The organism is Bacillus sp. SH5-2, from assembly GCF_008368905.1.
GTDB classification, from domain to species: domain Bacteria; phylum Bacillota; class Bacilli; order Bacillales; family Bacillaceae_G; genus Bacillus_A; species Bacillus_A luti.
In genome coordinates this window covers 16,182-40,909 of sequence record NZ_QOSD01000001.1, presented here as the reverse complement: position 1 = coordinate 40,909, position 24,728 = coordinate 16,182, and the positions used below count along the sequence as shown (strand labels likewise).

Annotated in this window: 26 protein-coding genes and 2 pseudogenes; 22 read left to right on the top strand and 6 right to left on the bottom strand. The window is 34.1% G+C overall.

What is annotated here, in order from left to right; translation table 11 throughout:
* Window positions 1–155 precede the first annotated feature (155 nt).
* From DN410_RS00235 to DN410_RS00195, 9 genes and pseudogenes are all read left to right on the top strand, one after another.
* Window positions 156–710, top strand: a complete 555-nt coding sequence (locus DN410_RS00235; protein ID WP_000904909.1) for a recombinase family protein — start codon at window positions 156–158, stop codon at window positions 708–710.
* Window positions 711–729: 19 nt separating this feature from the next.
* On the top strand, window positions 730–2,175 hold the full coding sequence (locus DN410_RS00230; protein WP_149174858.1) for a Mu transposase C-terminal domain-containing protein: 1,446 nt from the start codon (window positions 730–732) through the stop codon (window positions 2,173–2,175).
* Window positions 2,168–2,970, top strand: a pseudogene (locus tag DN410_RS00225) (AAA family ATPase). Before DN410_RS00230 ends, DN410_RS00225 begins: the two are co-directional and overlap by 8 nt.
* A gap of 319 nt (window positions 2,971–3,289) precedes the next feature.
* A complete protein-coding gene (locus DN410_RS00220) occupies window positions 3,290–4,738 on the top strand; it encodes a serine hydrolase domain-containing protein (protein WP_016093005.1) in 1,449 nt (482 codons plus the stop codon).
* A 369-nt stretch (window positions 4,739–5,107) separates the two neighbouring features.
* Window positions 5,108–5,680 (top strand): recombinase family protein, encoded by a 573-nt coding sequence (locus tag DN410_RS00215; RefSeq protein ID WP_097815844.1) that lies wholly within the window; start codon window positions 5,108–5,110, stop codon window positions 5,678–5,680.
* A gap of 80 nt (window positions 5,681–5,760) precedes the next feature.
* Window positions 5,761–6,294: a sigma-70 family RNA polymerase sigma factor gene (locus tag DN410_RS00210; RefSeq protein ID WP_000350214.1), complete on the top strand. Its 534-nt coding sequence runs from the start codon at window positions 5,761–5,763 to the stop codon at window positions 6,292–6,294.
* On the top strand, window positions 6,287–7,315 hold the full coding sequence (locus DN410_RS00205; RefSeq protein ID WP_149174857.1) for a DUF4179 domain-containing protein: 1,029 nt from the start codon (window positions 6,287–6,289) through the stop codon (window positions 7,313–7,315). The genes DN410_RS00210 and DN410_RS00205 overlap by 8 nt, the downstream gene beginning before the upstream one ends.
* Window positions 7,316–7,663: 348 nt before the next feature.
* Window positions 7,664–7,792, top strand: a pseudogene (locus tag DN410_RS00200) (sigma factor-like helix-turn-helix DNA-binding protein); the annotation flags it as partial.
* Window position 7,793: 1 nt separating this feature from the next.
* Window positions 7,794–8,405 (top strand): PH domain-containing protein, encoded by a 612-nt coding sequence (locus tag DN410_RS00195; protein ID WP_149174856.1) that lies wholly within the window; start codon window positions 7,794–7,796, stop codon window positions 8,403–8,405.
* A 101-nt stretch (window positions 8,406–8,506) separates the two neighbouring features.
* Here DN410_RS00195 and DN410_RS00190 read toward each other — a convergent pair whose 3' ends face one another.
* The 3 genes from DN410_RS00190 to DN410_RS00180 form a co-directional block, all read right to left on the bottom strand.
* Entirely contained in the window at window positions 8,507–9,151 is a 645-nt protein-coding gene (locus tag DN410_RS00190) for a sulfite exporter TauE/SafE family protein (protein ID WP_255446628.1), read from the bottom strand.
* A gap of 254 nt (window positions 9,152–9,405) precedes the next feature.
* Window positions 9,406–9,873, bottom strand: coding sequence for a VOC family protein (locus DN410_RS00185; protein WP_149174854.1), 468 nt, complete (start codon window positions 9,871–9,873; stop codon window positions 9,406–9,408).
* A 188-nt stretch (window positions 9,874–10,061) separates the two neighbouring features.
* Window positions 10,062–10,184: a YjcZ family sporulation protein gene (locus DN410_RS00180; RefSeq protein ID WP_071711308.1), complete on the bottom strand. Its 123-nt coding sequence runs from the start codon at window positions 10,182–10,184 to the stop codon at window positions 10,062–10,064.
* A 250-nt stretch (window positions 10,185–10,434) separates the two neighbouring features.
* On the opposite strand from DN410_RS00180, the gene DN410_RS00175 reads away from it, so the two are divergent.
* Together DN410_RS00175 and hfq are read left to right on the top strand one after the other, a co-directional pair.
* Entirely contained in the window at window positions 10,435–10,653 is a 219-nt protein-coding gene (locus DN410_RS00175) for an aspartyl-phosphate phosphatase Spo0E family protein (protein ID WP_149174853.1), read from the top strand.
* Between the two features lie 55 nt (window positions 10,654–10,708).
* Window positions 10,709–10,897: an RNA chaperone Hfq gene (hfq, locus tag DN410_RS00170; RefSeq protein WP_088231104.1), complete on the top strand. Its 189-nt coding sequence runs from the start codon at window positions 10,709–10,711 to the stop codon at window positions 10,895–10,897.
* 27 nt (window positions 10,898–10,924) lie between these two features.
* Here the strand turns inward: hfq and DN410_RS00165 are convergent, their stop codons facing one another.
* Window positions 10,925–11,527 carry an HD domain-containing protein gene (locus tag DN410_RS00165; protein ID WP_149174852.1) on the bottom strand — a complete coding sequence of 201 codons (603 nt, stop codon included), beginning with the start codon at window positions 11,525–11,527 and terminating at the stop codon, window positions 10,925–10,927.
* 172 nt (window positions 11,528–11,699) lie between these two features.
* Here DN410_RS00165 and DN410_RS00160 point away from each other — a divergent pair, with 172 nt between their 5' ends.
* The 7 genes from DN410_RS00160 to DN410_RS00130 all read left to right on the top strand — a co-directional run bounded on the left by DN410_RS00160 (window position 11,700) and on the right by DN410_RS00130 (window position 19,976).
* Window positions 11,700–12,530 carry a flagellar motor protein MotP gene (locus DN410_RS00160; RefSeq protein ID WP_149174851.1) on the top strand — a complete coding sequence of 277 codons (831 nt, stop codon included), beginning with the start codon at window positions 11,700–11,702 and terminating at the stop codon, window positions 12,528–12,530.
* A 19-nt stretch (window positions 12,531–12,549) separates the two neighbouring features.
* A complete protein-coding gene (locus tag DN410_RS00155) occupies window positions 12,550–13,227 on the top strand; it encodes an OmpA family protein (RefSeq protein WP_149174850.1) in 678 nt (225 codons plus the stop codon).
* A gap of 147 nt (window positions 13,228–13,374) precedes the next feature.
* On the top strand, window positions 13,375–13,743 hold the full coding sequence (locus DN410_RS00150) for a response regulator (protein ID WP_000940567.1): 369 nt from the start codon (window positions 13,375–13,377) through the stop codon (window positions 13,741–13,743).
* Window positions 13,744–13,871: 128 nt separating this feature from the next.
* Window positions 13,872–15,935, top strand: a complete 2,064-nt coding sequence (locus DN410_RS00145; RefSeq protein ID WP_149174849.1) for a chemotaxis protein CheA — start codon at window positions 13,872–13,874, stop codon at window positions 15,933–15,935.
* A 334-nt stretch (window positions 15,936–16,269) separates the two neighbouring features.
* Window positions 16,270–17,913: a flagellar motor switch protein gene (locus DN410_RS00140; protein ID WP_149174848.1), complete on the top strand. Its 1,644-nt coding sequence runs from the start codon at window positions 16,270–16,272 to the stop codon at window positions 17,911–17,913.
* A gap of 29 nt (window positions 17,914–17,942) precedes the next feature.
* Window positions 17,943–19,232, top strand: a complete 1,290-nt coding sequence (locus DN410_RS00135) for a transglycosylase (protein WP_149174847.1) — start codon at window positions 17,943–17,945, stop codon at window positions 19,230–19,232.
* A 27-nt stretch (window positions 19,233–19,259) separates the two neighbouring features.
* Complete coding sequence (locus tag DN410_RS00130) at window positions 19,260–19,976, top strand: hypothetical protein (RefSeq protein ID WP_149174846.1); 717 nt, start codon at window positions 19,260–19,262, stop codon at window positions 19,974–19,976.
* 30 nt (window positions 19,977–20,006) lie between these two features.
* Here DN410_RS00130 and DN410_RS00125 read toward each other — a convergent pair whose 3' ends face one another.
* On the bottom strand, window positions 20,007–20,789 hold the full coding sequence (locus DN410_RS00125; RefSeq protein WP_149174845.1) for a CheR family methyltransferase: 783 nt from the start codon (window positions 20,787–20,789) through the stop codon (window positions 20,007–20,009).
* Between the two features lie 39 nt (window positions 20,790–20,828).
* Window positions 20,829–21,326, bottom strand: a complete 498-nt coding sequence (locus tag DN410_RS00120; RefSeq protein WP_149174844.1) for a flagellar motor switch protein FliG — start codon at window positions 21,324–21,326, stop codon at window positions 20,829–20,831.
* Window positions 21,327–21,469: 143 nt separating this feature from the next.
* On the opposite strand from DN410_RS00120, the gene DN410_RS00115 reads away from it, so the two are divergent.
* The 4 genes from DN410_RS00115 to DN410_RS00100 all read left to right on the top strand — a co-directional run bounded on the left by DN410_RS00115 (window position 21,470) and on the right by DN410_RS00100 (window position 24,717).
* Window positions 21,470–21,934 (top strand): YaaR family protein, encoded by a 465-nt coding sequence (locus DN410_RS00115; protein WP_000946323.1) that lies wholly within the window; start codon window positions 21,470–21,472, stop codon window positions 21,932–21,934.
* 15 nt (window positions 21,935–21,949) lie between these two features.
* On the top strand, window positions 21,950–22,402 hold the full coding sequence (locus DN410_RS00110) for a hypothetical protein (RefSeq protein WP_149174843.1): 453 nt from the start codon (window positions 21,950–21,952) through the stop codon (window positions 22,400–22,402).
* A gap of 17 nt (window positions 22,403–22,419) precedes the next feature.
* Window positions 22,420–23,718: a flagellar hook-associated protein FlgK gene (gene flgK, locus DN410_RS00105; protein WP_149174842.1), complete on the top strand. Its 1,299-nt coding sequence runs from the start codon at window positions 22,420–22,422 to the stop codon at window positions 23,716–23,718.
* A gap of 135 nt (window positions 23,719–23,853) precedes the next feature.
* Window positions 23,854–24,717, top strand: coding sequence for a flagellar hook-associated protein 3 (locus DN410_RS00100; RefSeq protein WP_149174841.1), 864 nt, complete (start codon window positions 23,854–23,856; stop codon window positions 24,715–24,717).
* Window positions 24,718–24,728: the final 11 nt, after the last annotated feature.

The following is a 24,728-nucleotide window of genomic DNA, read 5'->3' as shown; positions in this document are numbered from 1 at the left end:
CTTTTCTGGACACGCTTCTTTTTGATTTAAAAGAAGCGTTTTTTATTGTCTTATATGTAATAAAACTCTGTTCATTATTCTATGTTCAATAACCAATGTGTTTCTATCTTATGTTACAATGGTAATAGAGTAAAAATTAGAAAGAGTGATAATTGGTGTTAATTGGATATGCACGTGTATCTACAGGATTACAAAATTTAGATTTACAAACGGATGCACTAACTCAATATGGTTGTAAGAAAATTTTTCACGATAAAATGAGTGGAACAAAAAAACAACGTCCTGGTTTAGAGGAAGCAATTCATTATGCACGTGAAGGCGATACAATTGTAGTTTGGCGATTGGATCGTCTAGGACGTAACATGCAAGATTTGATCCAAATTGTGAATAACTTAAATAAACGTGGTATCGGTTTTCATAGTCTTCAAGAAAACCTAACAATGGACAAAAGTAATGCAACAGGACAATTGATGTTTCACTTATTCGCAGCTTTTGCTGAATTTGAACGTAATTTAATAGAAGAAAGATCGGCTGCCGGTCGAGCGGCAGCTAGAGCAAGAGGAAGGCTCGGTGGCAGACCAGAAAAGTTTGGATTGAAAGACATAGAAATGATGAAATCCCTAATTGAAAGTGGTACACCTATCAAAGATGTCGCAGAAAAATGGGGTGTATCTCGCACTACAATTTATCGCTATTTAGAAAGACAATAAATTGGAAAGGTGGGTATTAATGAAAAATGAACATCCTCCATTAACGGCTTATTCAGAAGAACAACGTCGAGAAGCAATGGTAAAGTGTAAAATCATTGCGCCTTATCTTACTGATGAGAAAACATTAGCTGTTATTATAGAAGAAACCGGTATTGCCAAAAGAACGCTGCAATACTGGATTCAGGACTATAAACAAAATGGATTAAAAGGTTTAATTCGAAAAACAAGAAGTGATGCCGGCAAAACACATTTAGAGCCGGAAGTTTTCGCATCGATCGAACATTTGATATTGAAGTACAAAAGGAATTCATTAACGTCTATTCATCGGATGATTTGTGAACAATGTCAGAAAAAAGGCTGGGAAAAACCAAGTTATTATCAAGTGCATAAGGTATCACAGTCCCTTTCGCCAAGCTTGAAGAAGTTAGCGCATGATGGTCAAAAAGCATACAACAATCAATATGATTTAATTCATCGAAGAGAGGCAAGCTACCCCAATGAAATTTGGCAAGCAGACCATACCCCATTAGACATTATAGTTTTAAATGAAAAAGGGAAACCAGAAAGACCTTGGCTAACAATCATTTTAGATGATTATAGCCGAGCAGTCGCTGGATATTTCTTAACTTTTGAAAATCCCTCTGCTATACATACTTCTTTGGTCTTACACCAAGCAATATGGAAAAAAAGTAATCCCGATTGGCAAATATGTGGTATTCCTGAAATATTTTATACAGACCATGGGAGTGACTTTACATCCAACCATTTAGAGCAAGTAGCAGTTGATTTAAAAATTAATCTAGTTTTTTCTACAGTTGGTGTTCCAAGAGGGCGTGGGAAAATAGAGAGATTCTTTTTAACCATTAATCAATTGTTTCTGCAAGATCTACCCGGTTATTTGGGAAATCAGACAAGCACTTCACTTCTTACCATTAAAGAGTTAGATGAAAAATTATCAAATTTCATTATAAGTAACTATCACCATAGGGTTCACAGTACAACAAAAAAAGAACCTATACAGGCGTGGAATAATTCTGGATTTCTTCCCAATATGCCTGAGAGTTTGGAAAGTCTTGATTTATTATTGCTAAATGTAGCGAAACCAAGGAAAGTTCATTCTGACGGGATTCACTTCCAAGGACTTAGATATATAGACAGAAATCTAGCTGCATACGTTGGAGAAACGGTCATTATTCGTTATGATCCAAGAGATATTGCGGAGATTCGAGTGTTTTATCAAGATAAATACTTATGTACGGCTATTTCCCCTGAAATCTCTGATTATACAGTAGATTTAAAAGAAATTGTTTCAGCACGAAATAAAATACGAAGAAGCCTAAAAAAGCAACTCGATTCCGGAAAAACTGTTGTAGAAGAAATTGCTTTGTCAAAGCAAAAGGATCTAGAGAACAAAACAAATGAACCTACCAAAAAGTCAAAGTTAAAGAGGTATTTCAATGAATAAAAGTCAAAAATTTATTGAAACAAAAGAATATAAGCGATTCGCCGAATTTTGTGATGCATGTATTAAATATAAATATATAGGCATTTGTTACGGATTACCGGGTGTAGGAAAAACATTGTCCTCAAGGATTGGGATTCCATTGAAAAACAAATAGCTTATAAAACAGCAAATGAAATTGGCCAAGATGCAGATGAAAAGATACTTGAAGCTAGGACAATTTTTTATACAGCTCCAGCTGTACGAGCCACTAAAATGACTGACGAGATTCATACTATTGGAATTAGAATGAATATGGTAAGAACTATGTATAAAGTACTTACTAAAGGAGAAGAAGAAAAATACTCCACTGACGCTTATGAAGATATCGACTTGATTATTGTTGATGAAATAGATCGCCTAAAAGTACAAAATTTAGAACAACTTAGAGATATCTACGATCGAAATGATATAGCGATGATATTAATTGGAATGCCTGGCATTGAAAAGCGATTGGCTCGATACCCTCAACTCTACTCTAGAATTGGATTTGCCCATGAATTTGATAAACTTAGTAAAGATGAAACCCATCATATTTTGGAATATAAATGGGGAGAGTTAGGACTTTCTATAAAGCTGGAGGACTTTTCCGATTATGAGGCAATAACCAGCATAATAAAGATTACTGGAGGGAACTTTAGGCTCATACAGAGACTGTTCACTCAAATTGAAAGAATACTCGAAATTAATAAGCTTGAAACAATAACAATAGAAGTTGTTGAAGCCGCACGAGATAGTTTAGTAATCGGAATCAAGTAAATAAAAAACGCTATCGTTTTGTATAGTGATAATAAAGTTATTGAATTTTGATTAAAAAAGATAAGAGCCTTACTACATTCTATATGCAGCAAGGCTCTTTAAAGTTGTTTCAAATTATATCCATCTGCTTATGTAATGCTTAAAAAATGAATAATAAAGTTGTTTACTTCTTATTGAACTAACGCCACCGTTAGTTTAAGTGTAAATCTTCACAATTATTTCATATTATATAGGTGAATAGAAAGATAAATTAGAATTTAGTTTATAATTATAAAAATAAGCTATTTATACCCTAATAATTCTTCAAAAAGGAGAGTGTATGAAAAAGACTATTGTTTTTGTATTAACGATATTTATATTATTCTCAGGATTCGCAACACAAAGTTATGCGTTGTCAGATTCGAAATCTGTGGCAATACAAGCATTGCTAGATGATGCCTGTCGTACATCAGGTGTGCCTGGAATGTCAATCTCAATACTTGCTGATGGTGAAGTGTTCTACTTTTCTTCTGGGTATGCAGATCGTGAAAAGGGATTGTCTGCAAGTGAAAATACACTCTATGAGTTGGCCTCGGTGAGTAAAGCTTTTACTGGTATGGGGATTTTGCTATTGGAAGAGCAAGGGCTACTATCAATGACTGACCCTATCCAAAAATATTTACCTTGGTTTACGTTAAAGTATCAAGGTAAACCTGTTGATATGCAAAAGCTTACACTAAATAACTTTCTTTACCATACCAGCGGCCTAACAAATATTAGACATATTCAAAATATTCCCCAAGGTAATACGCCTGATATGTTGCAAAAGACTGTGGAAACGCTGGTAGATGCAGAATTGGCGTTCTCTCCCGGTGAACAATATAACTATGGAACCGTTAATTATGACGTATTGGGTTTGGTTATTGAGATTGTATCACGACAAAGCTATGAAGACTTTATGAAGGAACAGGTATTTCTACCCTTAGGTCTTCACCAGACGTATGTTTATAAAGAAGATGCTCAAGCCACTGGACAGTTAGCACAGGGCTACCGTTCTTCCTTTTTTATAACAACTCCATTTAACGCTCCGGATTATGCTGGGAATAAACCTGCCGGCTATATCATTTCTAATACAAAAGATATGGCGCGTTGGATGGGCATACAGATGGGTATCGTGCAGGACATACCCGAAATATTTCACAGGGCTATCGAAAAATCACATAGGGGTGATATGTCTGTTTCGGCTGTCAATGATATGTATTATGCGGCAGGTTGGTCGGTAAACGCCGAACAAACGTTTATAGAACACACTGGGGGTAATCCAAATTTTAGTACCGAAGTAGCCATACTGCCAAATGAAAGAACAGCCATCTGCTTACTGAGCAACGGCGCAAATACCAATATAAACCTGGTACTAAAAGTTAAAAATATATTAAACGGCAATCTAACTCAGTCATATGAGATAAGCAGCACACAGCTTTTGGACATCATTTTGTCGTCTACCACAATTATTCTTTGCCTATTAGCCGTTCTGTTATTTTTCTCAGGATTAAGAAAAAGGAAAACAAATGAGCAGCAGCCAATGACAAAAAAGAGAACAATCGTAACAATTATTTTCCTAATCGCTACGATTGCCCAGTGTATAATGGTTTTTGCCTTCGATTGGTCAACGATACTTATTTGGCAAACATATAGTGTTCTTACAGCTTTAATTTCGTCAACATTATTAACAGCAAGCATTACTTGGTTTGTATATACTCACCGATTAGATGCCTCGGTCCGAAAATAAGTATAATGTTAAGTAAATAAATCCTGATTTATCGATATTCTTAATTTAAAAAACAGAAGACACCTCGGTGTCTTCTTTAATGTCATCGACACTTCTCCTAGTTAAACGCACTTGCTATTTCTTCCACTAACCTGCCTTGTTAGTAGAAGAAGGATTTTTAAACAACTATATTATTTTTTAAATGACTTTATTGTAAATTAAACAACTTTATTATCTCTGTACACGTTTCATATGATGATAGCGTTTTAATATTTACTTATAATGCAAAATATTGCTTAAAACAAGCGCAAAATAACTCCAAAAGTGACAATTAGCTTAATAGACTCTCAATAACACTTATCAAATTTATAGATTAAAAGAGGGATAAAAATGATTTATGGATATGCTCGAGTAAGTACACAAGATCAAAATCTAGATAGCCAGATTGATCAACTTACAAAATACGGAGTAGATGAACTTGTGGAGGAGAAAATAAGTGGCGTTTCTAAACAAAAGCCACTTTTAGATGAACTTCTTTCCAAGGTAGCTCCTAATGATACATTAGTTGTGACACGAATGGATCGTCTTGGTCGAAACACTATTCAGTTACTGCAATTAGTTGAACAACTTAGAGAAAGAGATATACACTTTGTTATTTTAAACTTAGGAATAGATACCAGAACACCAACTGGTAAATTCTTTTTAACGGTAATGGCAGCCTTTAGTGAACTAGATCGAGAAATGATTAAAGAGAAGCAACGTTCAGGAATTAAATTGGCCAAGCAAAAGGGGAAATATCGAGGAAGAGTTAAAAAATATACGGATAAGCATCAAGGTATGAATCATGCCATTGAATTACGTAAAACTACCAATAAAACTGTAAAGGAGATATGTGCAATTACAGGAATCAGTCAGGCGGCATTTTATCGTAGGCTAAAGGAAATGGAAAAAGATAATGGATAACAATTTTAATATATTTAATTATTTTGCAACCAATTTACTTCCTCATTCGACTTTATTGTGTAACGGAGAGGAGAACCAAAATGGATATAGCAAAATTAGTGAAAAAAGCAAAAAAAGGTGATGATGAAGCATTTGAACAACTGATTGATTCTGTTCGACAAAAGCTGTATCGAACAGCCTATGCATATGTTAGAAATGAACAAGATACTCTTGATGTCTATCAAGAAACAATTTATACAGCCTATATTTCAATAAAGACATTAAAAAAGCCTGAACATTTTTCGAGTTGGATTACAAAAATTCTAGTTTTTAAATCGATTGATTTTATTCGGAAAGAGTCTCGCCATTTTACTACAGATAATGAGGAAATCTTTACTGAATTAATCGCTTCTGAAAATGTTGATTTTATCATGCATTCGATGGATTTATCAGAAGCATTTAAATTCTTAAATCCTACTGTTAAGACCATTATTTTGTTGAGGTATTATCACGATTTGTCCATTAAGGAAATTGCCACCATCATGAATTACCCGGAAGGAACCGTGAAATCACACTTAAATAGGGCGAAAAAAGAGTTAAGACCCATTTTAAAGGAGGGCTATCTTTATGAATAAAGACAAATTCAATCGATCCATCGACAACATAAATGTACCTGTTGAAAAGTTAATGGCTAGGGAGAAGGCGGCTATCTTTCAAGCCAAGAAAAAAAGAAAAGCCGAAAGAACCACAAAACGGTCAATCTTGGTTGCATGTGGGTTATGTCTATCTTTGCTTGGTTCTGGATTTGTTTCAACAGGCATGGCGGAAGCCTTATCAAATGTTCCGCTAATTGGTCCAATTTATAAAGATTTTAGAGACATTGCCTCAGATAAAATTGAACACGATCAACTTACGACAGTAATTGATAAACAAGATAGTAAAAACGGCTTAACAATGACTGTAAAAGAAGCAGCTTATGATGGAAACCGGTTAATCGTAACAGTTGTTTACACAGGTCAAAAAGAACTTTCGATGAAAGAAGAGAAGGCCGGATTTAGCTATATAACAATTAATGGACAACAAGAAATTAAACCAGCGATGGGTTCAATAGGGCAAGATGACGTAAACTCGAAAACAATAATTGAACATCATCAATTTACCTTTTCTAAGTATAATGAATATGGCAATAACATTGAGATTGAGGTCCATGGAGAAGATTTATTTGGTTATGAAGGTAAGTTGAAGGTGGCTTTCCCACTTGAAAAAATAAAAGGTGATGTATTTGAGTTTTATCCAGAAGTTACAACACAAACGGTTGATGAAGTGTATACACTAACAGCCGACAAAGTAACATTCTCACCTTTATCAACAAGAATAGACCTAACGATTGATTACCCTGCCGAAATGGATAAAAACGATAGTTGGCCATGGTTTAATTTCTCTGTAGTCGATAATAATGGTCAGGTATATGATAAGCTAAAACTACAGGAAGGCATGGCTGTTGGGAACTATGGTCATCATATGGTACTGACATTGCCTCCAATGGATACCATACCAAAATCATTTACACTCAAGCCAAGTCGAACAAATAGTGAAGGATTTAGTAAAGAAATAAAGGAATTAGAATTAGTCGTTCCTTTAAATAAAAGTAAATAATGACCTCGTTTGCTTTGTTTACTCATATCGCGGAAGTACCTTAAGCTAACGAACACGCGATAGTTGAATAATGGGTTTTATTAAAAAACGTCATGAAAGTCGGATTCCATAGCTATTGGAATCCGGCTTTTTCACATTAAATTTCCTTAACGTTGTAAATCCGCATTTTCCTGACGGTACCCCTAGAAGAAGGATTTTTAAACAACTATATTATTTTTTAAATGACTTTATTGTAAATTAAACAACTTTATTATCTCTGTACACGTTTCATATGATGATAGCGTTTTAATATTTACTTATAATGCAAAATATTGCTTAAAACAAGCGCAAAATAACTCCAAAAGTGACAAGAGGTATATTGATGGACATTCCATTGATGATATTGCGAAAGAATTAAAAGTAACGGCGGATTATATATACAATCGAATTTCTCGTGGGAAGAAAAAACTTCAAAAACTGTGGAAAGGGAGTGTGTAATATGGATAAAAGATTATTATCGATGTTAAATGAGCTCCAATATTCAGAGGAAGAAATTACACGTTTAGAAAAAGAGGCGAATGATTCTATAAATATAGATAAATATTATGTGAGAAATGGAGAATTACTAAAAAAATTAACTTTACAAATGTTAGAAGAATCCATTCGCAACGAATTACAAACTGGTGAAGAAATTGAGAAGGAACTACTAGTAGACGAAGGATGTATGGTAAATAGTAAAATTATACCTAATATATTATACGTAGGAGCTACTTTTTATTATTATATCGTGTTAACAAATAAAAGAATAATCATGAAAGGATTAGATTGTTATTTTAAAAAAACAAATGAACATAGTATACCATTAGAGGATATACAATCCATTTCGCAACATAAAAAAATGAAAAATGTCTTTGAGATTAAATATAATAACAATTATATACAATTTGGAAGTGTTGAGTATACACGTGAAATTGCAATGATTATGATAGAGTTAAAAAAACGTGGAGTAAAAGTAGGGAAATATACAGATTTAGAAAAAGGCTGGATGATTTTTTTCAGTGTATTTGTAATAATGATGGGTGGACTCATAGCTTTACCATATTTAACATAAAACGATAAAAGCGGCATAATAGCTGCTTTTATCGTTTAGTTAGTTTGTATTAATGATTTTGTAGCTAATAATTCAGTTGAATCTATGTGTCAGTGCACCATCTATAACAAATGCAAACTGTCAATAAGAAGATAAATACCTGTACAGCTCAAAAGGATATATGTAAATATTTTAAAGACTTGTTGATTAAGCCATTTGAAAATAATTTGACCTATAAACAAACCTAAAAATACAATTGGAATTGCATAAAAACTTGATTCCCGAATTGTTACGTTCGTCCCAGTAAAGAGTATTTGAGTTAGTAGACTAATGAAATATATAAACAGATAAAAAGCTAAAGTAGTTGCTCTCAACTTCTCTTTTTCAGTATCAGTTCCTGTAAAGTAAAGTAACAGAGGAGGTCCGGGCATACCGATACTCGTCGTTAAAAGACCTGATAATCCACCAACTACGAAATCTCTAAACGGTGTTGATCTAACTTTAACATTGCATATTAGCAACAATGTTAATAGTAAGAGTAGGATGCTAACTGCTAACTTAAAAGTGTTTATGTTAACGGAAATGAAGATTAAAATATCAAAAGGTACACCAGCTATACTTCCGAAAATTAATCTTTTCAGTAGAAAAAAATCAATGTCCATTCTTATTTTCCAAATGAGTGATATGGAAATAATTAATGATAAAATGATATTTATTTGTATAGCTTCTTGTGGTAGAAATAACATGAGTAATAAAGGTGTTGCCATAATAGAAAAGCCAAAACCTGTGCTTGTTTGTAAAATAGAAGCTACTAATATAATACATATGAAAATGAATGTAATTCCCCAAATAGCCTTCCTATTTAATCAAGTGTAACTAGTTGAAGTTTATCATTTAAGTGCACTTTTTCACAAACTTATTTGTATTTTAACATAAATATGTAGTGTCTTCTCAACTGACATTTTAAAAAAAATTATTGTTGGGCAAGAAATAATGAATGGGATCAAATTAACATAAAAGCTTAATCCTTATGTAATAACGATGTTTGAACTTGTTTTTTCCACTCACTTAAATACACTTTCTCCGCTGTAGGAAGTCCAACAGGTAATTGTGCAATCAATTCTAAACTATTTCCATCAGGGTCGTTAAAGTATACGGCGGCATGTGCTAATTCAGGAAAAACAATTGGCTCAATTGGTTCCATTCCAAAGTCTTTTCGTGCTGAAATGCCTTTTTGACTTAGCCAATGTATCGCATGTTCTAAATCATGTAAGCTTACTTGAAAGGCGATGTGTCGTAAAGAGGGATGATAATTAACTTTGTATTCTGTGCCTTCCCAAAGGCCGAGCCAACTTTCATTTTCTTTAATCCAAAAGAAAGCAATATCATCTCCTCTTTTATATAATTTCAGTCCAAGTGATTCGTAAAAAGGTATAGACACTTCTAAGTTACGGACGGGTAAATGTGCTTCGTAAAGACCTTTAATCATTGTAATCCTCCTCAGTAAAAATGTTTCTTATTTTATAGTAAACGTTTTTCTATTAGTTGAAATCACAAAAAAGAGGGATATAATTTCATACGAAAGTATGAAAAAACAGCTCAAATATGAGCTGTTTTCATATAGTTTTTAGTTTCTTTGCTGCATTCCTTTAGAGTTAGTGCAAAGGATATGATATGTTAATATCCGTATCCGCCGCCGCCACCCCAACAGCTACATCCGATAATGATTAGAAGGATGAATAGTACGATAAGCAAAGCAAATCCACCGCCGAAACCAGCGCAACTTCCACCATAGCTCATGTGTTTTCCTCCTTTTTAGGAAATTCATTTTTATAGTTCATGGACTACTATATACAGTATGTTTTTTGGATGGAAAAGGAGCCAGTCTCATTTGTAATTAGACAAACGCCTGTAAGTTCATTTGGGTTGTATTTGTAAGGTGATTTATGAGGGGATATGTGAGTGAATCGTTATACAATTTACAGTTTGTTCATAAAAAAATATAAAAAATTGTAAAAAAAACCATTTTTATATTTTTTTATGTGGGAATTTGTACTATAATTTTACAAGTAATATTATGGGAAAAGGGAGTTTTAGTATAGAGATGGAGATGGGACAATTACAAAATAAAATAGAAAACAAAAAGAAAGAGCTAATTCAACTTGTTGCAAGACATGGATTGGATCATGATAAAGTTTTGTTATTTAGCCGAGATTTAGATATACTAATTAATAAGTTTATGAATGTGAAAGATAATGTGTATAAATAAGGAATTTATAGTTTTTTTATATTAAGATATTTTGCAATAAAGGAGAGAATAGCAATTGGAACATTTACAAGAAGAGCTGTATAAACAAATAAAAGAAGAAAAGGGTACGGTTACAATTTTCTTAAAGAGTGGCGTTAGAATAGTAGGAGAAGTTGTTGGGATAGATAAATTTACAATTTTAATGTTAGTCGATGGAAAACAACAACTTATTTACAAGCAGGCTGTATCAACAATAATGAAATAAGACACTCATTTTGAGTGTCTTATTTCATTATTGTTTGCAAGCTTCAACGTCAATGCCGGCAGCTATTAATTTTTTTTCGCCATCTTGTTCAATAATCTTTTGTAATTTAGATAGGAAAGTATCAAAATTCGTATGCTTGGCTACTTGGAATGTCATTTTATGCTCAATTGGTAGCCACGTATCAATATCAGCTTCGTTATGCTGAATTTTCACCTCAAGTTTATCAAGCGCGTTTGCAACTTTTGCTTCGTACGTCTCTTTCACTTCAAACTCCATCCATAAATCATATAATTCCTCACCGAGAGAACCTGTTAATGTTTGTTTAATATTTGAAATTGCTTCTAGTTCATTTTTTTGTTTTTGTAATTGTAATTCGTGACTATTCATTGTATCAAAGGCAGGAATATCGCCTGCTTCAGCTTCGACTAAATCGTGAATAATAACCATTTTAAGTAATTTTTCAATGTTTACCTTTTGATCTAAATAAGGCTCAACTAATATGGCCATTAGAGACATGCGCCACGTATGTTCAGCGACACTTTCTTGGCGGCCGTTAGAAAGCCAGCTATGTCGCATTTCGTATTTTAGTTTTTCTGCTAATGCAATGATTTGTAAAATGTTATGTTCCATCGTGATCCTCCTCATATTTCCATACCATAATTCTAATATGGAAATGAGATGTGTCAATTTTATGAGTATATTGCGATAAATAGATGATAAGAGTATAATGAATATTATATGTGAAAACGTATTATTAAAATAAAAAAATGTTTTATGAAAATAAAAAGGAAAGGGCGAGAATATGGGAGACGAAAATCAAATATTTGCTAGACCACAAAGAAGAAAAAGGAAGTTTGACATTTCTAGCCCAATGGGTGTCATAATAGGTTTCGCCATAGTGATAGCAGCAATCATGCTTGGCGGCGGAATAAAAGCGTTTAAAAACTTCTTAGACGTTTCATCTATTTTAATTGTTATAGGGGGAACAACGGCGACGATTGTTGTAGCATATCGATTTGGAGAAATAAAAAAATATACGAAAAGTATTTTTACTGTTTTACATAGAAGAGAAGAAGATTTAGAACAGTTAACGGATTTGTTTGTAGATTTTTCGAAAAAGTCTAAAAAACATGGTTTACTTTCTTTAGAAGTGGATGGGGAGCAAGTAGACAATCCGTTTATTCAAAAAGGAATTCAACTCATGTTAAGCGGTTACGATGAAGATGAATTAAAAGAAGTGTTAATGAAAGATGTAGAAACAGAAGTGTACGAATTAAGAAAAGGGGCAACTTTATTAGATAAAATTGGTGATTTCGCCCCAGCTTGGGGGATGATAGGGACTTTAATCGGTCTTATCATTATGCTTCAAAACTTGCAAGATACGTCGCAAATTGGGACAGGGATGGCAGTTGCAATGCTAACGACATTGTATGGATCTGTACTTGCGAATATGATTGCAATCCCTCTTGCTGAAAAGGTGTATCGTGGAATTGAGGATTTGTATACAGAGAAGAGGTTTGTAATTGAAGCCATTTCAGAATTATATCGTGGGCAAATTCCTTCTAAATTAAAGTTAAAACTGGATACATATGTATACGAATCGAAGACAAAAAAAGTAAAACGAGCAGCCTAATATTTCAAGGAGTGGTATGATGAAAAAACGACCGCAAAAGGGATCGCCTCGTTGGATGACGACTTTTACAGATTTAACGATGTTATTATTAACTTTCTTTGTATTACTAGTTGCTACATCAAAGCAAGATACAGTAAAATTATCAAAGATGCTTGAAAAGTTTAGTGACGCGGAGCAAGTAGATGCAAAAGTAATGGAAAATACAATACCAGATATTTCACATGAAAAAAATGATGAAAAAATGGTCTCAAAGAAGCGAATGGACGACTTGTATAAAAAGTTAAAAGCGTATGTAGATAATAACGGTATTAGTCAAGTGAATGTATACCGAGAGGATACAGGAGTAAGCATCGTTATAGTAGATAATTTAATATTTGATACGGGTGATGCGAACGTTAAACCAGAAGCAAAAGAGATAATTAGTCAATTAGTCGGATTTTTCCAATCGGTACCAAACCCGATTGTTGTGGAAGGACATACAGATAGTAGACCAATCCATAATGAAAAGTTTCCTTCTAACTGGGAGTTATCTTCAGCAAGAGCGGCTAATATGATACATCACTTAATCGAGGTGTATCAGGTGGATGATAAAAGATTAGCTGCGGTAGGATATGCAGATACAAAGCCAGTTGTACCAAATGATTCACCGCAAAATTGGGAGAAAAACCGTCGCGTTGTCATTTATATAAAAGAATAGTATATTATTTTAATAATAATATAATAAAAATACAGAAATTCTTTTAAAAAAATATTAAATTTTATCGTTTTATTTTGTATAATGAGTGAGAATGATAAGGTGAAATATTAAGATATTTTTATACATAGAAGGAGAGAATCTAAAAGAATGGCACATAAAATTTTAGTTGTAGACGATGCGATGTTTATGCGAACGATGATTAAAAACTTATTAAAAAGTAATGCTGAATTTGAAGTTATCGGTGAAGCGGAGAATGGGATAGAAGCAATTCAAAAATATAAAGAGCTTCAACCTGACATTGTAACATTAGATATTACTATGCCGGAAATGGACGGACTTGAAGCATTAAAAGAAATTATGAAAATTGATGCAAGTGCAAAAGTTGTTATTTGTTCTGCAATGGGACAACAAGGGATGGTATTAGATGCAATTAAAGGCGGGGCAAAAGACTTTATTGTAAAACCATTCCAAGCGGATCGTGTAATTGAAGCTTTAACAAAAGTAGCAAACAGCTAATATAAAAGGGGTGCCACAAGGAATCAAAACAATGATAGTAGATAGATGTGTGGCCCCCTTTTTTCTCGATATAAAACACTAAATTGTTATACATAAATGAAATGTTTGTTAGACAGGTAGGGGATAAAATGCAAACAGATCTATTAAATATATTTTTTGAAGAATCAGAAGAACATTTACAGTCGCTAAATGAAAATGTGCTAATTTTAGAACAGAATCCTGCTGATATGGGTGTAATTGGAGAAATATTCCGTTCAGCTCATACATTTAAAGGTATGTCTGCAAGTATGGAATTTACAGAAATGGCAGATTTAACGCATAAAATGGAAAATGTGTTAGATGAAATCCGCCATGGGAATATAGTGGTAAATGCGAACATTATTGATGTGATTTTTGAGTGCATTGATAATTTGGAGAAGATGGTTGCAGATGTGCAACAAGGCGGAATGGGTAATATTGATGCTGCATCGACTAAACAAAAATTAGAAGCGCTATTGAATGGTAATGTAGAAGTCTCTGCAGCCTACGTGGAGAACAATCGTATAAGTAATGAGAATGTAGTTTCGCATGAAGTGTACATAACTGTTGAACAACAAGCGATTTTAAAAGCAGTACGTGCCGTTATGTGTATTGAAGCACTGCAAAATTTAGGTGATATACAAAAAACAGTTCCAAGTATTGAAGAAATCGAGGCGGATGCTTTCGGATTTGAGTTCACAGTATTTATGAATACGGATCGTAGTGTAGAAGAATTGAAACAAGTAGTACTTCATGTTTCTGAAATTGATAAAGTAGAAGTAAAGCAAGGAGAATCCTCGCAGGAAGTAGTTTCACCAGAAGTCATTGTACAGGAATTTGTACAAAGAGAAGAAACGGTACAACCTGCCATAGTTACGCAGATGGAAACTCCTATAGAGGCGGTAGTACAACCTGCTATGGTTACGCAGATGGAAACCCCTATAGAGGCGGTGGCACAACCTGCTAGTGCTACGTCAGCTAAAAGCACAACGAAAACGAAAAATGCTAAAGTGGAGAATCGTTCCATTCGTGTTCAATTAGAGAAAATTGAAAGACTAATGAATATGTTTGAAGAAAGCGTAATTGAGCGTGGGCGCATCGATGAATTGGCACAAACGATTCAAAACAAGGAATTAATTGAGCATTTAAATCGATTAGGTGATATTTCAAAAGATATTCAAAATGTATTACTAAATATGCGTATGGTACCAATTGAAACTGTTTTTAACCGTTTCCCGCGTATGGTACGTATGTTAGCGAAAGATTTAGGGAAGAAAATTGATTTGCAAATTACAGGTGAAGATACTGAAGTTGATAAAATTGTTATTGATGAAATCGGTGATCCACTTGTTCATTTAATTCGTAATGCGATTGATCATGGTATTGAAACGGTTGAACAACGTCGTGATGCAGGTAAAAACGAAACGGGTACGATTAAATTAGAGGCGTTTCATAGTGGAAATCATGTCGTTATTCAAATTACTGATGATGGAAATGGTATTTATAAAGGGAAAGTATTAGAAAAAGCGATTAAAAATGGCGTTGTAACAGAAGCAGAGGCAAATAAATTAACAGACCGTGAAGTATTTGATCTAATCTTCCAACCAGGATTTAGTACAGCTGAAGTTGTATCAGATCTTTCAGGGCGTGGTGTTGGATTAGATGTTGTGAAGCATACAATTCATAGTTTAGGTGGACATTTGATTATTGATTCTGAGGAAGGAAAAGGAAGTACATTTAGAATTGAACTTCCGTTAACTTTATCTATTATTCAATCGATGCTCGTTCAAACGAATGATAAGCGTTATGCTTTACCTCTTGGAAATATTGTTGAAGCAATTCGAATTAAGAGAGAAGACATTCAATCCTTACAAGGGAAAGATGTATTAAACTATCGCGATCAAATTATTGAAGTGAAGCATTTAAGTACTGTATTTGGTGAAAAAACAGTAGATGAGGCGTTTGAGTCATATGATAGTCAAATGGTTCCTGTGTTAATTGTTCGTAATACACATCGCAGCTATGGACTTATTGTAAACACAATTATCGGTCAAAGAGAAATAGTCTTAAAGTCATTAGGTGACTTCTTTGCAGAGAGCTCTAACTATTTCTCTGGTGCGACGATTCTTGGTGATGGACGAGTGGTCCTCATTTTAAACCCAGAAGGTTTATAATAGGAATGAAGGAAGGCTCCCCACTTGTATACAATTGGGGAGTCTTTTGGTTCATTACGAATATGAAAAAATGAATCACATGTAATTGGAAATAAATGTGTATGAACGATTCGTATAATAAGTTTGTTAAAATATAATAATTGAGAATTTATCCCGCTATTTGCCGGGTAGTAAGACCCAAAACTCAAAATTCGGAGAGTGCGATGGAGTTAGGCGGAAGATAATGGTCTGATTAGTGTGAACTAATAATTAGTGGGGGATGAAGAAAACCCTGCTAATTAAAGTTTCACTTTATATTATTAGATGGAAAAACAGAAATAAGGAGGCGGGGAAAATGCCAGAGCAACACACAAAAGGGGATACAAGTACAATTGTGCTAGAGAAAGAACAGGTGGATTTAACGTCTCAAGAATGCGATATTCTTGGTGAAATCGCAAATATATCATTCGGTTCAGCTTCGACAGTATTATCAACAATTTTAAATAGGCAAGTAAGTATAACTGCTCCTCGTGTAGAGGTAGTAGACTTATATGATACAAGTGATGTTGAAATTCCTCATGTTGTATTAAATATTCATTTTACAAAAGGCTTAGATATAGAAAATCTACTTGTCCTCCAGCAAGATGTTGCTTTATCCATTGCTGATTTAATGATGATGGGGACAGGTGAAGTGGAAGATGGAAAAGAACTTGGCGAATTAGAACTAAGTGCCGTACAAGAAGCGATGAATCAAATGATGGGGTTCGCAGCTACATCTATGTCAGAGTTCTTCCAAGACACAGTAGATATGTCTCCACCGACAATTAAAGTTGTAAAGCTATCAGAAGAAATGGAGAAAATCTCTGGGATAAATGGAAGTAACATGATTGTTAAAGTGTCGTTTGATTTAAAAATAGATAATCTTGTAAACTCTAAATTGGTACAAATTGTTTCAGTTGAACATACGAAACAAATGATAAATAAATTACTGCAATTATCTGGTGAAGTGGAAGAAACAAATGAGCCGGTGGAAATTGTGGAAACTGAGATTGTAGAAGAACATGTTGAAAAAGAGCAGTTAACGCAAGAAGAGAAAGATGTGCTAGGTGAAATTGCGAATATATCAATTGGTTCAGCTTCAACAGTATTATCAACACTTTTAAATCAGCCAGTTACTATTAGCACACCACACGTAGAGGCGATTAATGTTCGTCATTATGATGGGGTACCTGTACCATTCGTCATTTTAAATGTCGATTTTGTTGAAGGGTTAAAAAATGAGAACGTATTCGTATTTACGAAAGATGTTGCTTTAACAATGGTAGATTTGATGATGATGGGGACAGGAGAAATTGACCCTGAGAAAGAGCTAAGTGAATTAGAGTTAAGTGGTATTAAAGAAATTATGAATCAAATGATGGGGCATGCGGCAACTGCCATGTCAGAAATGTTTAAAGAAAAAATGGATATGACACCACCAGAAGTTAAATTTGTTACGCTGCGAGAAGAGATGGAATATTTGGGAGAAGCTATGGACGGGGACGAGCTTGTTCAAATTACATTCAACATTGAAATTGGCGATTTACTTCAATCGAAAATGTATCAAATTTTACCGATTTCCGAGGCGAAAGAAATGGTGAGGAGACTTCTATATCCAATGGTGGAAGGTCAAGAGGAAAAGATTGAGGAAGAAATAGAAGAGGAAGACATTGTAGCACCTGTTGTGCAACCTATTGAATTTAAAGAAGTGAAACAAATCGAGCCAGTATATATGGATACATCCATCTTGCAAAATGTAGAAATGAATGTGAAGTTTGTATTTGGAAGTACTGTGAAAACAATTCAAGATATATTAAGTTTACAAGAAAATGAAGCGGTTGTATTGGATGAAGATATTGATGAACCGATTCAAATTTATGTAAATGATGTATTAGTGGCGTATGGTGAACTTGTAAATGTAGATGGTTTTTTCGGAGTAAAAGTGACGAAAACGCTGTAAGGCGTTGAAATAGGAGTTTGAACAAGTAGATGAAAAACGTAAAGTTTTTTCTAGTTTGCTGGCTATGCATACATTTGTTCTTCCCTTTGCAAATTCAAGCGGAAGAACAAATTGAGCGAGATCAAATTATAAATGAAGTGGATATGCAAGAAAAAAACAAGGTAGTTCAAGAGCAGACAGAACGAGTGGAAATGAACCAAGTTGAAGAGGAACAAAAAGAAGTAACGAATGAACAAGAGATTGGAAGAAAGATAGAAACGGATCAAGGGATTATTACAGTAAATAAGCAGGAATTGAAGGTTGGCGAAGAATTACGGATTACTGTAGAACGAAATGAGAAAAGCATTCAAAGTATGAAAGGTATATTGCAATTGCAAAAAAATGGCGAGCAATATGAACAAGAAAGAATGCTATCTTTTGAGTATGAAGAAGAAACGAAGCGATGGATTGCTAAGTATAAGATCGGGATTTTTGATTTGCAAGGTGACTGGCACCTTCAGCTCATTCAAAGTTATAAAGAAAATGAGAAGGAAGAGCTTATAGAAAATGAAGTGAAAGTCCCGCTTATTCGTGTAAATAATGAAACGCCAACAGTAGATAAAGAGTTGCCGAAGTTGCATAAAATTACTGTCGATGAGGCGGAGGAGAACGTAATTGAACGAAAACAAGGCGATTCTATACGTGTGCGAGTGAAGGCAGCAGACATAGAATCCGTTGTGAAAGAAGCCCGCGTTATACTAAAGGGAAAAGACGAAATAGAGATTCCTTTTTTATTAGACTACAACAAGCGTGAAATGGATTGGCAAACAGGAATTGAAATAACTGATGAGTTGCCAATTGGGCCATATAAACTATTTGTGGAAATAATAGATGCGGCAGGTAATAAGCTGGTGGTGGAAAGTGAGTATATCGTTTCTATTTTGGAGAAAAAAATGGAAGATGGTAAAAAGCTAGAAGAAAAAGAGGATGAAAATACGATAGAAGAGAAGAACGAAACTGGGAAGCAGGACGATTGGAAGGTAGAAATCCCGCCGCAAGAAGAAAACCCTCCAGTTGTTCAAATTCCGAGGCAAGACGAGGAAGTAAACAGTTTTATAAAAGAGCCGTTGAAAGAAAATAAAGAAGTAACGAATGCAAAGGCTCAAAAAGAGAAAAAAGAAAAAATTGACAATCACGGCGTCTCGAAAAAGAAAGAAGAGCCAGAAGAGAAGAAAGAGGAACAAGGTGAGCAAGGAGTACAAGCATCTAATGTGTTTGCTATCATGTCAGGTTTATTCGTACTGTTTTTAGTTTTAAAGAGTAATAAAGAATGGGGCTAATTATTTCATAGTAGTGGAGGCGCTTAAATGGAAATTAAACGTACAACAATTGAAAATAAGACGCTGCAACCATTAAAACAGCCTAAAGCTCTTTCAGAACATGAAATTCAGAAAGAGCGAAAGCGTAGTAACCTAGTGTTTACTGGACAATCTAAAATCGTTACGAAAAATAATGAAATAGGAATTTTACTTGCAAGTTTAAGTGATGGAAAGAGTATGAAGGAAATGCTTTTTAAAGAGATGGATACAGTGTTACAACTCTTTAAAAAGCTACATACTTTATCTGGAGAAGGAAAGCAAACAGAAAAAATATACGAACAAGTAATTAGAAGCCTGCAAGGACTTGTTAAGCAAGCACATATAAAAGAACTTCCTTTATTAGATGGAACGTATGATTTTGCTGAAGTACAATTATCATTTGGTAGAAAGGTACATATCCCGTTATTAGATGTGAGTGCGCTTATTTCTAGAGTGGAAAGTGATTCTTCAGAAGGAAATATAAATTTAATGGTAACGGTTATTGCTGCTTATATAACGAAATTGTCTAATGAAACCATTTTAATTAGTGGCATGGGTCGCATGGTTAAAGATCGAGACGTAAGTGTATGGAGAGCGCTCGCAGAAATGAATATGACGCAACTATCTCAAACGTTGAAACAAGCGATGCAAGAACATAAATGGTCAATGACGTTTCTTTTTCTCTTTATATGGATTGTTGCTATTATTTTGATTCGAGTTATGTAAAAAGGTCGTCACTTTATTGTGACGACCTTTTTACATTTTTTCGTAGAAAAATGTATCGAATCGCTGAAGGTTGTAGCGTTCAGGCGTTAAAATTTGTTCTGTACTACCAACAAATAGTACGCCACCTTTTCGTAAAGAACGACTAAACTTTTCATACAGTTTTACTCTGGCTTCTTCTGTAAAGTAAATCATTACATTACGACATACGATTAAATCGTAATTTGTATCGAATGACTGCATTAAGAGGTCGTGTTGTTTGAACGTGACATGTTGCTTAATGCTTTGATGCAATGAATATGTATCATCCTCTTTCGTAAAATGGCGCTCTTTCAAATCGGCAGGTAATTCTTTTAAAGAACGTTCTGTATATTGCCCGCGCTTTGCAGTTTCTAATATATGAAAATCAAGATCCGTTGCTTGTATTTCAAAGTGAAATGGAGAAAGATGCTTCGATAAAATTAAAGAGAGTGTATATGGTTCTTCACCGGCAGCGCAGGCGGCACTCCATATTTTTAATTTCCCGTTATTTTGTTCAAGTAGTTTTGGTAGTGCTTTCGTTTCTAACGTTTGCCAGCGTTCTTTATTTCTGAAAAACTCTGAAACGTTAATTGTAATATAGTCAATAAAGCTTAAAAATAAATTTTGATCGGCACGTAAATGGCTGAAAAAATTAATGTAGTTTTCAAAGCCTTTTCTCGTAATAAAAGCATCAATTCTACGGCGCATTCTATCTTGTTTATACGAAGCGATATCCATATTGAATTGTTGTTTAAAACTTGCGATAAAATGATCATAATCTTGTTCAATTATCATATTTACAATGGGCACAATAACGATATTGTGCCTCCCCCTTTACATCATACGAATTTTTTGTTCAAAGCTTTTTTTCATTTGCTTTTCATGTAAACCTGGTAAATCATAAATAACAGCATCAATCCCCGCTTCTTTTGCAATATCAACAGGAATGACTGATGTATGTTTGTCTCCATTATAAAAACAGAGAACTAAATCTGTATCTTCAATAATTTGTTTTACAAAAAACATATAATCTGATCGGTAAATGGAGTCGGTAGGGTGATCAAAAGCAACGTACTCGGCTCCGTGTTTTTTTAAGTAATCAACGACTTCTTGAAATTCATCTGTTACTGCTTGTAACGGTTGTAGTGTGTAAAGGCATAAATTTTGGGCGAGTCTTTCGTTTTCGATGAAAAAACGAAGAACTTCATTTTCAATAGACTTATAACATAATATGTAAATTTTATGCTTATGAGCATAGTCAGTTAAAAATTTTTTAATTTCTTCTTGATCTAATGTTGTTAATTGATTTGAACCACAAAGAAAAATATTCATAGAATTGTGCCACCTCATGCTAAATTGTAACATATCTTCTATAAAAAATAACTGCAAAATATGAGTGTTCAGAGTATAATTATAAATAAATAGATTTTACGATTAACTTTAGGAAGAAATAAAAAAATAAATAGGTGATATATATGCTACGTTCTATCTCGCATAACCCAATTTTATCGCATATACCGCCTGCTACTCAAATGCCGAAAGAAGCAAATGTCAGGACAGGACTTGCATTTTCGGATAATTTGCATGCAGATCCGAAAAAAGATAAATTGTTAGAACAAATGGAAGCGTTTGTCGATAATATTGGAGAAATTAAAGAGAAAATTGAAATGGAATTAACGCTTGATAATGTTATGGAATATAAAAATACGGTGAAATCATTTTTGAATTTTTACGTTGATAATGTATTGCAATATAAAGACGTTATGTCTCGTCATCCGCGCTACGGATATTCACAGAAAATGACGATTGTGAAACAGGCAGAAATGGGATTAAATGAGTTAGAAGATGTTATGAACTTGATTAATACAAAAACAGGGCATTTAGAAATGTTAAATCAAATCGGAGAAATCCACGGTTTAATTGTAAATCTAGTCTTGTAAAAGGAAGGAAATTATATGTACATACAATTATATGAAAAGCTCGTAATTATTCAAAAAGCGTATGAAAATATTCAAGCACTTGGAGAAAACATATACGAGAATTTAAAACATAAAAATGTAAACGCAGTTCAAAAGTTACAAATAGAGCAATTACAGTACATAGACGGTTTAAAAGGATTATCAAGCTCATTTGAAGAAATGGTTGTTCAGTTTTGTAAAGAACAGGGAGTCGAACCATTTCGTGTGAGTGCGTTATTTTCGTATTTTTCTCTTGAAGAAATTGAAAAAATAGAAAAATTACAAAAAACATTAGTTGAATTAGAAGAGAATGTAAAAATGATTCTTTTGAAAAATCAATATTACTTAAACGTACTATTAAAAACTACAGAAAGTATTGTGGATTCAGTTTCTGAATATAATTTGGAGAGAAACAATAATTCGCAAATCTTTATGAACGAACTTTTGTAAAGGGGAAGTGAATCAATATGAGATTATCTGATTATAATACACCGCTATCAGGTATGCTAGCGGCCCAAATGGGATTACAAACGACGAAACAAAACTTGTCTAACATTCATACTCCGGGTTATGTACGTCAAGCAGTGAATATTGCCTCTGCTGGAGCGAGTAATGGGCATATGCCGGCACAAAGAATTGGTAACGGTGTACAAACATTAGGTGTTGATCGTATTACGGACGAAGTGAAAACGAAGCAATATAATGATCAATTGTCACAGTTTTCATATTATGCATATATGAATTCTACTTTATCGAGAGTAGAGTCTATGGTAGGTACGACTGGAAAGAATTCGTTATCCAGTTTAATGGACGGGTTCTTCAACGCTTTCCGTGAAGTTGCAAAAAATCCGGAGCAATCAAACTACTATGATACATTAATTGCTGAAACAGGAAAATTCACAAGTCAGGTAAATCGCCTTGCAAAAAACTTAGCTACGGCGGAAATCCAGACGACAGAAGATATTGAAGCGCATGTGAATGAATTTAATCGTCTTGCTGCTAGTTTAGCAGAAGCGAATAAAAAAATTGGGCAAGCTGGCACACAAGTACCGAATCAACTGCTAGACGAACGTGACCGTATCGTTACAGAGATGTCTAAGTATGCCAATATAGAAGTGTCTTATGAATCTATGAATCCTAATATTGTGAGTGTTAGAATGAATGGTGTTTTAACAGTAAATGGACAAGATACATATCCACTTCAATTAAATAAAGAAAAAGAACCGATGTCTGTTGAAATTTATGGTTCGGGAATTCCTTTAACTAGCGGCGCGATCCAATCAGCGATAGATACGAAAGCGAAGATTGCAGGTTATAAGAAAAATCTTGAAGACTTCATGAGTTCAGTGAAAACGCAAGTGAATACAGTGATGGGAAAAGATTTCTTCGTTGGAGATTATGCGCAAGAGATGAAATTAAACCCAGAATTTGCGCAAGATGTTTCGAAAATGAAAATATCTGCTGAAACAGCAAATAAACTGGCAGGAATTACAGATGGAGATTATAAAGAGGGGCTTACGTATAAACAAGCGTTAGACCAATTCATAGTTGGTGTAGCTTCCGATAAAAGTGCAGTGAATGCTTATCAAAGTATTCATGGTGATTTACTGGATGGTATTCAGCAAGAAAAAATGAGTATCGAAGGCGTGAATATGGAAGAGGAAATGGTAAATTTAATGGCCTTCCAAAAATACTTCGTGGCAAACTCTAAAGCGATTAATACGATGAATGAAGTATTTGACAGTTTGTTTTCAATTATTAGGTAACAGGTAATGAAAAGCAAAAAGCACTTTCTTTATGTGGGAAGAGAGTACCCAGCGCGGTTAGATAAGGGAATGACCGTACATAGCTGCGGTTTCTTCTTTGCGCCAATTCAAATATAGATAAAGGAGAGAATAGGGATGAGAGTATCTACATTTCAAAATGCAAACTGGGCAAAGAATCAGTTAATGGATTTGAATGTGCAGCAGCAATATCATCGAAATCAAGTAACTTCAGGGAAGAAAAACCTTCTTATGAGTGAAGATCCGCTGGCAGCAAGTAAATCATTTGCGATACAGCATTCATTGGCGAATATTGAACAAATGCAAAAAGATATAGCAGATTCTAGAAATGTGTTAAGTCAAACTGAAAATACATTACAAGGTATTGTGAAATCTTTAGCGAGAGCAGATCAATTAACGATTCAAGCACTAAATGGGACAAATAGTGAAAAGGAATTAAAAGCAATTGGAACAGAAGTTGATCAAATTCTAAAACAAGTCGTTTATTTAGCAAATACGAAAGAGCAAGGTCGCTATCTTTTTGGTGGAGATAGTGCAGAAAAACCACCATTTACGGATGATGGTACATACCAAGGTGGCGAAAAAGATGTAATGTGGAAGCTAAATGACGGTTATGAAATTAAAGCATTTCGTAAAGGCGATGATTTACTAACTCCTGTTATTCAAACGTTAGTAAAGATGAAAGATGCTTTGCAGAGCGGCGATCAAAATGCACTAAAACCTTTCTTAGAGGAGAATAAAAAAAATTTAGATAGTGTTATTAATCGTACAACAGAAGTGGGAGCGACGATGAACACTGTAGATACGTTCAAGACGATTTTAAGTGAGCAAAACTTAGCACTTCAAGAAAACCGTAAAGAAATTGAAGATGTTGATTTAGCAGTGGCAATTTCTGATTTAGCATACATTAATGCAACGTATGAGGCGACGCTTAAAGCAATTAGTACGATGAGTAAAACGAGTATTTTAGATTATATGTAAACGATAAGGAG